The 14,331-nt window shown below is 48.1% G+C and carries 8 protein-coding genes; 3 read left to right on the top strand and 5 right to left on the bottom strand.

All coding sequences use genetic code 11. The features are described from left to right. On the top strand, positions 1-1,647 hold a 1,647-nt coding region (locus QUA13_RS14145; RefSeq protein WP_333199391.1), incomplete at its 5' end, for a CHAT domain-containing protein. A 404-nt stretch (positions 1,648-2,051) separates the two neighbouring features. Here QUA13_RS14145 and QUA13_RS14140 read toward each other — a convergent pair. The 4 genes from QUA13_RS14140 to QUA13_RS14125 all read right to left on the bottom strand — a co-directional run bounded on the left by QUA13_RS14140 (position 2,052) and on the right by QUA13_RS14125 (position 7,273). Then, entirely contained in the window at positions 2,052-2,468 is a 417-nt protein-coding gene (locus QUA13_RS14140; protein ID WP_333199389.1) for a hypothetical protein, read from the bottom strand. Positions 2,469-2,826: 358 nt separating this feature from the next. Next, positions 2,827-4,977 (bottom strand): NAD-dependent DNA ligase LigA, encoded by a 2,151-nt coding sequence (gene ligA / locus QUA13_RS14135; protein ID WP_333199387.1) that lies wholly within the window; start codon positions 4,975-4,977, stop codon positions 2,827-2,829. Between the two features lie 114 nt (positions 4,978-5,091). Next, complete coding sequence (locus QUA13_RS14130) at positions 5,092-6,156, bottom strand: vWA domain-containing protein (RefSeq protein ID WP_172188264.1); 1,065 nt, start codon at positions 6,154-6,156, stop codon at positions 5,092-5,094. Positions 6,157-6,292: 136 nt separating this feature from the next. Beyond that, the gene (locus QUA13_RS14125; RefSeq protein ID WP_172188266.1) at positions 6,293-7,273 is read right to left on the bottom strand and encodes an Npun_R2479 family HD domain-containing metalloprotein; all 981 of its coding nucleotides are present in this window, start codon (positions 7,271-7,273) and stop codon (positions 6,293-6,295) included. Between the two features lie 286 nt (positions 7,274-7,559). Between QUA13_RS14125 and QUA13_RS14120 the strand changes: the two genes are divergently transcribed. Together QUA13_RS14120 and psbA are read left to right on the top strand one after the other, a co-directional pair. Further along, positions 7,560-9,305: an alpha/beta hydrolase gene (locus QUA13_RS14120; protein ID WP_333199385.1), complete on the top strand. Its 1,746-nt coding sequence runs from the start codon at positions 7,560-7,562 to the stop codon at positions 9,303-9,305. Positions 9,306-9,510: 205 nt separating this feature from the next. After that, the gene (gene psbA / locus QUA13_RS14115) at positions 9,511-10,593 is read left to right on the top strand and encodes a photosystem II q(b) protein (RefSeq protein WP_172186093.1); all 1,083 of its coding nucleotides are present in this window, start codon (positions 9,511-9,513) and stop codon (positions 10,591-10,593) included. A gap of 93 nt (positions 10,594-10,686) precedes the next feature. On the opposite strand, the gene uca is transcribed toward psbA, so the two are convergent. Further along, positions 10,687-14,304: an urea carboxylase gene (gene uca / locus QUA13_RS14110; RefSeq protein WP_333199383.1), complete on the bottom strand. Its 3,618-nt coding sequence runs from the start codon at positions 14,302-14,304 to the stop codon at positions 10,687-10,689. Positions 14,305-14,331 lie beyond the last annotated feature (27 nt).

Raw genomic sequence — 14,331 nt, 5'->3', positions numbered from 1 at the left:
ACTCCGACTCCGACTCCGAGTATCACTCCGACTCCATTAGTCACTCCGACTCCGACTCCGAGTATCACTCCGACTCCGATCGCCACGGAGCCAATAGAGTTAGTATCAGAATTAACTGCGATCGCTCCTACGGAAATACAAGAGCCCGCACCTGTGACAGCAGCAGCATCCCCCACAGCCGACGATACACCCACACCGCAAGGAGAATCTTCAACCCCTGATTCAGAAGACTTTCAAAGCCGCAAAATTCCACCGGTAGACAATCCCGATGCAGCAGCCGATCGAGTTTTAACTATCGATCCAAGTATCACCAGTAAATTACCCAGCGACTTAGTACCACCCTCACCAGCATCAAAACAACCGCAAACAGTAAACCCTACTTCTAATTTAGTTCTGGGATATGTTCCGTCTCCCGATCGACTTTTTGAAGGTAACGACATACAGGAAACACTCTGGGGAATCGAAGAAATCAGGAATCAAGAATTTGGAGAATACCTGGGGGTAAAAGCAAACCTCCCAGACCAAAAAATCATGATTGCGACGTTCCAACAAACTTTAAAAAATATCGAACAGCAAACCGGCAAGCGGTCCGGTATTATCTACATAGTCTCGCGAGAAGATCGACTGGAACTAATTTTAGTTCCTCCCGTGGGGCGGCCGATTCACTACAGCGTTCCCGAAGCCAACAGAGCTGCTCTTTTCCCCACCGTCAAGGAGTTCCGCGATGAAATCACAAATCCCGCAAAACGCGCTACTAGCACTTATCTAGCCGCCGCCCAGCAACTATATAAATGGGCGATCGCACCCCTAGAAAAAGACTTACAAAACTTAGGAATTCAGACTTTATTACTGTCAGTCGATCCGGGATTGCGGAGCCTGCCCTTTGCCGCTTTGCACGACGGTAAAGGCTTCTTGATTGAAAAATACAGTTTTAGTCTAATTCCGAGTTTCAGCTTGACTAATAGCGATTATAGAGCAGTTAGAGACGCCACAGTGCTAGCAATGGGGCGGTCAGAATTTGTTGACCAACAGCCCTTGCCCAGTGTGCCGATCGAATTGCAGGCGATTTCGGCTCAGTGGCACGGGCCATCTTTCCTCAATTCCACTTTCACTTTAGATAATCTCAACTCGGAACACGCCAAGGGAGGATTTCGGATCGTTCACCTAGCAACTCACGCTGAATTCAAACCGGGAAAACCGAGCAATTCATACATTCAACTGTGGAATTCCCAATTGCAGCTCGATCGCATGGAGAGTTTAAATTGGCGCAATCCGCAGGTAGACTTGTTAGTATTAAGTGCTTGTAGAACTGCTTTGGGCGATGGGGAAGCAGAGTTAGGTTTTGGAGGTTTAGCAGTAAAATCCGGGGCAAAATCTGCTTTAGGGAGTTTGTGGTATGTTGACGATGGAGCCACTTTGGGGCTGATGAGCGAATTTTACCACCAGTTGCGAGGAGCCACAACTAAGGCAGAAACTCTGCAACTTGCTCAACAGGCGATGATTGCTCGTAAAGTTCGGAGCGAAAACGGGCAGTTAGTGACAACAGCGGGGAACTTGAATTTACCGACTAACATACAACAACAAAACCAAGATTTTTCTCATCCTTATTACTGGAGCAGTTTCACCCTCATCGGCAGTCCTTGGTAAGCTGCCATCTTTATTTTTCAGTCTCCGCTTCTTAGGGACGAAAGTTTCTACAGTAGGGGCAATGCGCGCTTGAGGCGGTTGCGGGGTTCCCCCCTGAATATCCCCAATTTCAACCGCCGATCGATCCAGGGGGTTTGCAACTCTATTTCTGCTTCATCACCACCAAAGTAATATCATCAAAAACCTGCGGATCGCCAATATACTGCCGCACATCATCTATCACAGATTACCTAATGGCAATAGCAGGTAAGTCTACTTACCTGCTAATTTACAACAAGAAAAACAAGAGTTTTCCGCTCTTTATTACTGGACTATTTTCACGGTGAGAGTTTTTTGGTAACTCCCATATTTTAAGTAGCAAATCTGTTCCTTCAACAATCATCTCTAACCCGCAGATGCTCTATCTAGGATCTAGGGCTGTTTTGTCTCGGATTTGGTGCTGCAGTTCCGTAATTGACTCGACAGCCGATATTGAACAAACTCGAACTGCACTCAAGAGGGACAATCTGCTGGTCGAGGAGGGCGCTGCAACTGACATACTCGTCGTTATTAGTATCTCTTACCATACATTCGATCGCGTTAGCTCCCGATCGCGCCGACCAACTCTTCATACCTATCACTGCAATCATATGCTGCCAGTAGAATGCAAATAGCGACACTGCAAACAGTACAGCAACTCCTAATCCTACTTTCAATTTCCAACTATTTAGGACGTTTCCCAAACTATTTTTCACGTTTTCCACCCCAGAAATTGAGCTTTCGGTAGTTGTTTCTGGAGTTGGCAAGTTTGTTTGTGTTTGTTCTGCTGGTATTTCAGGCATAATGTATCTCCTCTGATTGCTGGGACTTGGCTAATCTGGCAGTTGCGATCGCTATTGCAAACTTTATCAAATTTTAGCAAAACTAGCCTGTACCGACAACCGATCCCCGCGGCAGGGCTAGCCAAGTAGGTAGATTGACGAAGTACGATCCTCTTCGAGGGCTTCGCTAACGCGATTTCTATTCCTTTTGACGTATTGCGCAATTCGCGATCGGCTATTTTGCACCTAGGGTAATAGAATTGTTGGGGATTTTCTTTGAAAACGGCTGAAATGAATCAGCGCTTTTTTTGCGAACAGCAGAGAGCGCAGAGGGCGCACAGAAAGAGAAAAGAGAGAGATATTGACTTTCACCAATCATTTATGGTGTCGATAGCAGTTCTAATAACTCAGCTTCCGAAAGTAGTTCTATCCCCAAAGATTGAGCCTTTTCCAACTTAGAACCCGCATCTTCTCCCACAACCACATAATCTGTTTTAGCACTCACAGAACTTGTGACTTTACCTCCTGCTTTTTGAATCAAATCTTTAGCTTCATCTCGTTTCAAAGTTGGCAAAGTTCCCGTCAGCACAAAAGTTTTGCCTGCAAGTGGTAAATTTGTGCTGGCTAAATTTTGATTTTTCACTTCTGACTGCAATTGCAAGCCCGCAGCAATTAACCTTTCAATCAAACTCTGATTTGCCGGCACTTGAAACCACTGATAAACAGATTGAGCAATTTCTGACCCAATACCGTAAACGCCTTCAATAGCTGCGGCTGATGCAGAGGCCAAATCGGTCACATTGGTAAATCTTTCTGTCAGCAATTGAGCATTCACGCTGCCGACATGGCGAATTCCTAAAGCATACAATACCCGCGACCAAGGTTGAGTTTTGGAATTGGCGATCGCACTTACCAACTTTTCTGCTAACTTCTTACCCATGCGTTCCAAACTCATCAATCTTTCCGCAGTCAAATCGTACAAATCCGCCGCAGAATGCACCAGATTGCTATCAACCATCTGCTGCACCAACTTTTCCCCAACACCGTTAATATCCAGAGCATCCCGGCTGCAGAAATGAATCAGCGAACCCCTCAAAATCGCCGGACAAGATGTATTGATGCAGCGAGTAACGGCCTCCCCCTTTTCCCGAACCACAGGCTGTCGGCATTCGGGACAGCAACTAGGTATTTGGAAAAGTTGAGCATTTTGGGGGCGAAGTTCCGGTAAAACTCGTACAACTTCTGGTATAATCTCCCCAGCTTTTCTGACAATTACAGTATCGCCAATGTGCAGGTTCAGATCCGAAAGTCGATCGCTGTTGTGGAGAGAAGCCCGCGAAACCGTTGTCCCCGCCAACTGCACCGGTTTCAGTTCCGCTACAGGCGTCAGAGCCCCTGTTCTCCCTACTTGCACGGTGACAGCTTCTACTATTGTAGGCACTTCGGCCGCGGGATACTTAAGTGCGATCGCCCAACGCGGAAACCTCTGAGTAAAACCCAATTGTTTTTGCAGCGAAACCGAATTAATCTTAACAACAACCCCATCCGTCATGTAAGGCAAATTCCGCCGCTCAGTATCCCAATATTCGTAATACTCCCGAACCTCATCCAAAGAATAGCAAATTTTGCGATTGGGATTCACCTTAAACCCCATTCTTCGCAACAATTCCAACGAATCCCACTGCGTGTTCTCCTCGTTACCCTCATCTAAATGCAGAGTATAAGCAAAGAAATCCAACCTGCGCTTATCCACAATTTTAGAATCCAACTGTCGCAGCGTACCCGCCGCAGCATTGCGAGGATTAGCAAACAATTGTTCCCCTGCTTTTTCCCGTTCGCGATTAATTTCTTCAAACACAGCTAAAGACAAAAAAGCCTCTCCCCGCACTTCCACAAAAGGCGGCGGATTATCTAAATTGAGCTTTAAAGGAATCGAACGAATAGTTTTGACATTTTGAGTAATTTCCTCTCCGGCTATGCCGTCTCCGCGCGTCGCACCGCGAACTAAAACCCCATTTTCATAGGTTAACGCTAAAGCAGAACCGTCAATTTTTAACTCGCAAACGTAGGAAACCCCCCCCAACCCCCCCTTGCTAAGGGGGGGAGTAATTTCCCTATTTTCCTGATTGCTAAGCCCAGGTGCATTTCCCTCTTGTCCCCCCCCTTGATAAGGGGGGGTTAGGGGGGGTGCATTTCCTTCTTGACCGGGGGTTAGGGGGGGTGCTACCCTTTGCCAGCGTTCCTGCCATTTAGCAAATTCCTCAAAATTAAAAGCATTTTCCAAACTGTAGAGAGGAATATTGTGCTTGACGCTAAAAAATTGAGTAGCAGGCTGTTCTCCCACGCGCTGAGTCGGACTTTCCGCAGTAATTAATTCAGGATAATCTGATTCTAAGTCTTGCAACTGGCGATAAAGTCGATCGTACACCTCATCTGGCATAATCGGTGCATCTAGAACATAATAAGCATAGCTAGCTTCCTGTAGCTGCTGCCTCAACTGTTGAATTTGCTGCTGGATTTCGGGTTGCATATTAATTTGAAAGTGTCTATTTTTTAACCGCAGACCATAACACAAACACAGATAATAAAGATTTTACCCTTATCTGCATCGATCTGCGGTTGTAGTTTGGACATTTAAAATTGATTAACGATCCCAATCTTCAACTTCATAAAGGAAACGAGTTCCCCCCATCAGCTTGCGATTGGCCGAGGTACTTTGCACAAAAACCGCATACTTTTCTAGGTTGCTCGGTTTGATGCGAACTGTCTCGCCCATGGGCAAACCCAACATTTCTCGCGCCGCTTCTCCTTCAAACAAATCCCCTGTGGAACGATCCATCAGCACAATTTCTTTCTTACCTTGGATAGTTTCGGTTTTAGTAAATTCATAAAACCCGCGCCCGGTTTTAAAAGTCAAACCATTCTCCAGAACAAAAGCTTTAATTGAAATCTCGCTGTCAACGTCTAGAATCTGAAATCTCCCCGGTTTTACGGCTCGCAATTCTGCTGATTCGTAAACAGCAACACCTTCCCGCTTGAGCATGGTATCAAACATCTTGTTCAATCCGCGACTCATGCGACCTTCACTGACAACTTCTTGTTCGTAAGCTTGTAGTTGTTCGTTAGATGACTGTTGGTAACAAACTGCTAAAAAGAAATCTGTGATGTATGAAAATTGGTCAAGATTGAGGTGAAAACCGCCCGACTTTTCCGCTATTTCTTTGTAGAATAAAGTGGCGTGGTTACGGTTGAGAGCTTGGATGCCGTAAACGGTAATTCCCATCTGTGCTAACTTATCTACTTCCTGACGCCAGTTAAGTTTTTGAGGAGTTTGAGCGGGTGCGTGCGGGATGTCGTCGCCAATTAGTACCAATGTTTTGGAATTAGTTGGAGTCCAAGAAAGTGACTGAGCTTCGTGCAACACTAATTCATAACATTCTGGAGCATCGCCACCGCCAGTTGGCTCTACATTTTCAACAAAATTGCAAATTGTGCCGACATCGCCTGACAAATCGAGGTGTTTAGTTACGTAAGTGCTGTCAGCGTCGCAATAGTCGCCGTGAGCAATAATGCCAATGCGAATGCCAGGAATTTCATCGAGCAGTCTCGTTACCGTCTCTTTAATTTTCCGGCGAACTTGCGTCAAGCAAGGGTACATACTGCCAGTTGTATCAAAGCTAAAAACGACTTCAATATTGTTGGTTGCCATGACCTAACTCTCCTTAACAAACACCGATTTCTTATCTCTATTATAGCTCCCAAAAAGACGAGTCAGCAATTAGGTTAAAAAAAATATCCTAATTCTGGCTCGCTTGATTTACTTCAGCACAAGGCTGGTTAAATCATCACAGATTCAAGTCGGGAAACTCGGTAAATTTCTTGTTTTCCCCGGACATGGCAGCTTGAAGATTCTCACCATCTTTTTCGCTGTTCAAATTGCCATTAGCGCGGGATTTGATAAATTCTTGAGCGTTCGGCTTGGTGAAAGCGAGCGGTTCAGCGTGTTCTACCTGAAATACGTTGGCGTAGAGGTTGGCAATAATCTGTTTGCCTCCCTGGGTCAATTCCAAGTAGTTCAAAGCTGCTGGAATGTATGGAAAAACACCATTCCAATAAAACTTGGCGTAATTTTGCCGCAAATCCCCAGGAGACTTGTAGCCCAAGATTTTATTAGTGCCGACTTCCTCAAATTCGTAGAACAGAGCACTTATTTTTCGCAGGTAATTGGGATCGCTCAACTGACCGATCAAATCGGCGGCCCTAGCGAGTCCTGAATAATTGTTTCTGTCTTGATGAGTTTCGCTAGCAGGTACTGGGAAGCGCGTCAATTCAATATTGCGCTTGATTTGTTCGGCATCAATTAATGTGTGGCCGCCGAAGCGTTCGTCAATTACAAGTTTTCCTCGATCGACATGATAAGGAGTTAAACTGGCAGAAGTGGCACCTATTGGCACAGAAACCATGCCCCCGTCAATACCCGTAGCGTACAGTCCCACAGCTTCTTGGTCTTGGCGGCAAACACCTTTCACGTAGCCGATATCGTGGCACAGCAGCGAGATCAGGTAGTGCAGCCAATCTTCCGGCGACACTCCCCCTTCGCGAATATGTTTGCCGCGGAGAATCTCTTGTCCCACCAAAGCCACGAGCATTGTGTGTTCCACATTGTGGTATAGAGCATCGCAGTTAGCGATATTTTCCAGAGCCATAGTCCCTGCCCAGGCGATAATTTCAGGGTAGTCAGGCTTGTACTTGCCGTAGGTTCGACGGTAGCCGGCCTGCAGCTCTTGAACAAAAGCGTCAATCAGGATAGCAGTTGCATTGAACATAATAAATTCTCTCACTCAGGCTGTATTTACAAACTCGATCGAAAATATCTTGCATAGCTGAAAAAATAATCAATGGGCATTCCAGCAGGTTTGACCCCTCGGCGTTGAATTGTAAATTTCAGCTAGTCTTGTCAGGTTAGAAAATTGCTGTTTTGGCTATGCTTCCCACGATAACCTAATTTCCGAAGCATCCGAAGCAACAGAGTGATTTTCCGGCATTAAATATTGACGAAACAATTTACATCGTTTCACCGACTAATTATTAGAAGTCCTAGGTTTGAAACTTATGAACTGTCTGTTTTCGAGTCTCTCCACTGCTGCCCTTCGCACTCGGCGGTCGATCGCCCAAAAATACCTAGGATGGTTTGCATTCACGGCTGTTTGCACCGCCGCACCGGCAATGGGTGCCGAGAGAATTTACATAACTTACGGGCCGCTAGAAGAATCAGTTTCCATCGAATCCCTGGCACTATTCGCCAAAGAAGGCATAATAGACTCAAACTTGGACGGCTTGGCTCAGTACGCCGACAAAGCACAGCTAGCTGAGATTCGCAGCGCCCTGCAAGCGAAATCTGAAATCAGCCACGTGACGATCGCCCAATTCCTTTACACGCCTCAAGGAGAAGTGCTGCTGAAGCGCTTGGGCCGAGTAATTCAAACCAAAGCTCGGCAGCCCGGATTTTATGCCATCCGAGCCGCCCTGATTTTAGCAGCCTCAGATCCAGAAGGCCTGACAATTCTCAACGTGCTGCGGAAATTCCCCACTTACGGCATCAGGATTGACATCGCCCGCGGCTTGGCTATCGGGAACGTGCTGACATCCCTGATCAACCGTTCCAATCAGACGATCGCCGGAGTCGCCCAGTTGTCCGAAGCACAAGCAGCCTCTGAACCCGCCATACCGCCCGCCGAAATGCTGCAGCCCCAGCTACCGGGCCCCTATACTTGGAAAAAATCATCGGTAACTGTGACGAGTCCAAATCGCGCTCGCACTTTTGATATGGATATTTACCTGCCGCAGGGCAGCCCGCAACCGGCCCCAGTAGTAGTAATTTCCCACGGTTTAGGTTCCGATCGCACTTCCTTCCAGTATCTAGCCAAACACTTAGCTTCCTACGGCTTTGCCGTCGCCGTCCCCGAACACCCCGGCAGCAACGCCCAACAAATCCAAGACTTAGTAACAGGCAGAGCTAGAGAAGTATCAGAACCAGCAGAATTTGTCAACCGCCCCCTCGACATCAAAGACCTGCTCGATTATTTAACCAAACTTTCTACAACCGATCCGACTTACCAAGGGCAGCTCGACTTGCAGCGAGTCGGCGTCATCGGCCAGTCTTTCGGGGGCTATACGGCTTTAGCATTAGCCGGGGCGGGGATTAATTTTGCACAGCTAGACCAAGATTGCCAGCTCGAAAACGAAACTTGGAACCTCTCCCTGCTGTTGCAGTGCCGCGCCCGCAGCCTAGAGCGAAACCAGTACAATTTCGGCGACCCGCGCATCAAAGCTGCGATCGCCATCAACCCGATCGTCAGCAGCATTCTCGGCGAAACAAACCTCAGCAAAATCCAAATCCCAGTCATGGTAATCGCAGGCAGCGCCGATACCGTCGCCCCCGCTTTGCTGGAACAAATTCAACCGTTCACTTGGCTGACATCGCCCAACAAATATCTGGTACTGATGAACAACGGGACTCACTTCTCAACGATCGAGGATTCCCCTCAAAGCCTATTTATACCACCAGCACAGGTCATCGGGCCCGAACCAGCTTTAGCCCGCCGCTACCTCAGCGGACTCAGCCTAGCTTTCATGGAAAGCTATTTGAACAACAAATCCAATTTCCGCCCGTATTTGGAGCCATCCTACGCTTTAAGCATCTCCCGAGACACTCTGGGACTGAGAATTTTGAGATCGCTCACCCCGCAGCAACTCCAGCAGTTCAGCAGTGCTCCACCTCCTCGCAGGCCGGTCTCTCCACCTACCCTCGCTCCTGTTACTCTACCTTCTCCACCTCCCATCGCTCCCGTTCGTTAGGGTTGAGGTGCGCCGAAGAGCCGGCTGGCATATCTTTTCGCGCGGGGGCGATCGACTTTTTCGCCCCTGTCTCTGTTTTCATCAGCTTTCCTAATCGCAGTCATCAGTTAAACTGTCGCTCAACCCCTTTACAAACCTTAACAACACCGTTAATAATAGGAACATCATCCGAACATTGACAACCAAATACAGCAATCATAAACAAATGACAACAACCTTACAGCAGCGCGAAAGCGCCAACCTGTGGGACCAGTTTTGCAACTGGGTCACCAGCACCGAAAACCGCATTTATGTAGGTTGGTTCGGCGTCTTGATGATTCCCACCTTGCTCAGCGCCACCATCTGCTACATCATCGCCTTCATCGCTGCCCCTCCAGTGGACATCGACGGCATCCGCGAACCAGTAGCAGGTTCCTTGATGTACGGCAACAACATCATCACAGGTGCAGTTGTTCCTTCCTCGAATGCGATCGGCTTGCACTTCTACCCCATCTGGGAAGCAGCTTCCCTCGATGAGTGGTTGTACAACGGCGGCCCCTACCAATTGGTAGTATTTCACTTCCTGATCGGCATTTTCTGCTACATGGGTCGTGAATGGGAACTGTCTTACCGCTTAGGTATGCGTCCTTGGATCTGCGTAGCTTACTCTGCACCAGTTGCAGCAGCCACCGCAGTATTCTTGATCTACCCCATCGGACAAGGCTCCTTCTCAGACGGTATGCCCTTGGGTATCTCCGGCACCTTCAACTTCATGATCGTGTTCCAAGCCGAGCACAACATCCTGATGCACCCGTTCCACATGTTGGGAGTAGCTGGTGTCTTCGGTGGTAGCTTGTTCTCCGCCATGCACGGTTCCTTGGTAACATCTTCCTTGGTTCGGGAAACAACCGAAACCGAATCTTTGAACTACGGTTACAAATTCGGTCAAGAAGAAGAAACATACAACATCGTCGCAGCCCACGGCTACTTCGGTCGTTTGATTTTCCAATACGCTTCCTTCAACAACAGCCGTTCCTTGCACTTCTTGTTAGGTGCATGGCCAGTAGTCGGCATCTGGTTTACCGCTTTGGGTATCTCCACGATGGCTTTCAACTTGAACGGTTTCAACTTCAACCAATCGATTATCGACTCTCAAGGTCGTGTCATCAACACTTGGGCTGATGTCATCAACCGCGCTAACTTGGGTATGGAAGTCATGCACGAGCGCAACGCTCACAACTTCCCTCTCGACTTGGCTGCTGGTGAAACAACTCCCGTAGCAATGGTTGCTCCTTCTATCAACGGCTAAGTTTTAGTCCTAGATAAACGAAAAGCGCTCCTAGAAATAGGGGCGCTTTTTGTTTGGGGAAAAATATTTTTACTGCGGGTATTTGAAGTATCTTTAATGGGCTTGAACAGCCGCTAGAATTTGTCCGGCTGTCACCGTTTGCCCCTTTTCACAAAACAACTCGGCAACAGTCCCCGCAACATCAGCAGTAATAGCAATTTCCATTTTCATCGCTTCCAAAATTAACAGGCGATCGCCCTCTGCAACCGCATCTCCAACATTAACCAGTACCTGCCAAACATTGGCCGAAACGTGAGCGACAACTGCCTCACAACCGATCGGCAAAGTAACCTCCGCCGCTGTGTCAGAAGCAGCATCCGCCGACACTTCAGCGGCAGCTTCAGCGTCAAATTCCCCGGATGCGGCCCAGCGATCGCGCTCTGCATTAAATGCGGCCTGCTGCTGGACTTTAAACTCAGCCGCACTGTTAGCAATAGAATGCAAAAACTCATTGTATTCTCTCAAATTAAAATTGATTTCCTCAACCTTTAATTTAAACTTCCCTTCGATAAATGCTTCCCGACAGCGGTGCAATTCCTCATGAGAAACCGGATAAAATCGGATTTGGTCAAAAAAGCGTAAAAGCCAAGGTTTACCAGACTGGAAATCCGCCGTTTGTTTGAACCGATTCCACATTTGCACCGTGCGGCCGACAAATTGATAACCTCCCGGCCCTTCCATCCCGTAAACGCACAAATACGCGCCGCCAATGCCCACTGCATTTTCAGGAGTCCAAGTGCGGGCGGGATTGTATTTAGTAGTAACCAAACGGTGGCGCGGATCGAGGGGAGTTGCGACGGGCGCGCCTAAATAAACGTCTCCCAAACCCATCACTAAATAGCTAGCATTAAATACAATTTCTCTGACTTGTTCGATGCTGTCAAGCCCGTTTATGCGGCGAATAAACTCAATATTGCTGGGACACCAAGGTGCATCCGATCGCACAGACTGCATATATTTTTCAATGGCCAACAGCGTCGATTCATCTTCCCAAGATAAAGGCAAGTGCACAATTCGCGCCGGCACTTCCAAATCCTCGATCGCCGGAAGTTCCGCCTCCGCCGCAATCAGCGCCTGCATTAGCTGCTGTTGCGAAATCTGGCGGCCCTCAAAGTGAATTTGGAGCGATCGCATTCCCGGTACTAATTCGATAACACCAGGCAACGGATTTGCTTTCAACTGTGCCATCAATGCGTGCGCCCGAAAACGCAAATTTAAATCCAGCACCAACGGGCCGTATTCAACTAGAATATATTTATCCCCAGCTTGACGGTAAGTAACAGCAACCTGTCCCGAAGATTCGGGAATTTGGTGCAAAATTGGAGAGGCGGGAACTGCGGGCAATTCCTCCGCATTTTCCCCAAAAACAGGCAAACTAAAAGTAGCAATTTGCCTATTTTGTGCTAATTCCCGCTGCAAAGCTTCAGCAAAACTCAAACAGTGAAAGCGAATGCTGTCCCCCGGTTTTAGTTGCCCGATTTTCCACAATTCCGACTGCACAATAGTAGCAGGACAGACAAAACCTCCCAAACTCGGGCCGTCAAGACCGAGAATTACAGGCATATCGCCCGTAAAATCGATCGTGCCGATCGCGTAAGCATTATCGTGAATGTTAGACGGGTGCAAACCCGCTTCCCCGCCGTCTTGACGCGCCCAAGTGGGCTTCGGGCCGATCAGCCGAATGCCCGTCCGCGTCGAGTTGTAATGCACCTGCCATTCTGTGGAGAAAAACATTTCGATGTCTGACTCAGTAAAGAAATCCGGCGCGCCGTGAGGCCCGTACAAAACGCCGATTTCCCAATTATTGCTGTAGGTGGGAATTAGTTCCGGAGGCAAAGATAATTCCGCTTCCAGAGTTGCAGTTTGGTTGAGTTTTAACACATCTCCCGGACGCAGCGTGCGGCCCGCGTGTCCGCCAAATTTGCCCAGTACAAAAGTTGATTTGCTGCCCAAATAATCGGGGACATTAAAGCCGTGCTTTACTGCTAAATAAGTGCGGTAGCCGCCGCCTTGAATGGCTTTTAACTTGAGAATGCTGCCAGCTTTTACGGGAATTGCCGTCCAAAACGGCAGCGATTCGCCGTTTAGCGTTCCCTTCATAGTTGCACCGGTTAAACTAATAACTGTATCGGCATTAAAGCGCAGAGTTGGGCCTGTCGCTGTGAATTCCAATCCTGCTGTCGATTCGGGATTTCCTACTAAACGATTTGCCGATCGAAATGCCAAATGATCCATCGGCCCAGAAGGCGGCACGCCCACATCCCAATAGCCAATCCGCCCCGGATAATCTTGAATGCTGCTGTAGGTTCCCCCATCCAATACATCGATCGTTAAAGGTGCGTATTCAAAAGAGTTTAAAAAGCGCGTGCTCAGTTCGCCCCGGCTGAATCTGGAATCGTCCAAAATCTGGCGGAGGTAATCTAAATTAGTTTCAATTCCCGCTATTTCACTGGCATCTAAAGCAGCTTTTAGTTTTACGATCGCCTGGGTTCGATTATCCCCGCAAACGATTACTTTGGCTAGCAGCGGATCGTAAAAAGGAGTAACCTCCGTGCCGGTTTCTATCCAACTGTCGCAGCGGACGTTTTCGGGAAACGCAACTTGATTCAGCAACCCGGAACTCGGCTGAAAATTCTTGCCGGCATCTTCCGCATAAATTCGCACCTCAATTGAGTGTCCCTGCGGCCGATAGCGGTACTCTTCCAGGGGGAACAAATCTCCCGAAGCCTGTTTTACCATCCACTCAACAAGGTCGATGTTGTTGACAGCTTCAGTAACGCCGTGTTCAACTTGCAAGCGCGTGTTGACTTCCAAAAAATAAAACTGTTTCGCATCGACATCAAAGACAAATTCAACAGTACCGGCTGACTGGTAATTTACCGCTTTTCCCAACCGCACGGCTGCACCGTACAACTGATTTCGCTGTTCGTCGCTAATAGCAGGGGCGGGGGTTTCTTCAATTACTTTTTGATTGCGCCGCTGCACCGAACAATCTCGCTCGCCCAAGGCTATGACATTTCCTTTGCCATCTCCAAAGATTTGGACTTCTATGTGTCTGGCTGTTTGAATGTATTTCTCTAAAAAAACGCCGCTTTGTTTAAAATTGCTTTGACTCAAACGCTGTACTTTTTCAAAGGCTTCTGCCAAATCTCGATCGCCAAAACAAGCCTGCAAACCGATGCCGCCGCCGCCTGCGGTACTTTTGAGCATCACCGGATAGCCGATCGCCCCAGCCGCTTTTTCCGCATCCTCCAAACTTGCTAAAAGTTCGCTTCCGGGAGTTAGCGGCACTTGATTTGCAGCGGCTATTTCCCGCGCGGTGTGCTTCAATCCAAAGCAGCGCAACTGACTCGGAGTCGGGCCGATAAATGCAATATTTTCGCTGGCACAAGCTTCGGCAAATTCAGCATTTTCGCTCAAAAAGCCGTAACCCGGATGGATAGCTTGAGCTTTAGTTTGGCGCGCAACTTCGAGAATGCGATCGAACCGCAAATAACTCTCGGCTGCGGCGGCTGCACCGATACAAACGGCTTCGCTGGCGGCGAAAACGTGCTTGGCGCGGGCGTCGGCTTCAGAATATACTGCTACCGAAGCAATTCCGAGGCGATCGAGCGTGCGGATAATTCGGCAGGCAATTTCACCGCGATTTGCAATCAAAACTTTGTCAAACATTAGGGTAATTTGTAATTTGTAATTGCT

Origin of the sequence: Microcoleus sp. S28C3 (assembly GCF_036700785.1) — a bacterium.
GTDB lineage: Bacteria > Cyanobacteriota > Cyanobacteriia > Cyanobacteriales > Microcoleaceae > Microcoleus > Microcoleus asticus.
This window is presented reverse-complemented; position numbering and strand designations above follow the sequence as displayed.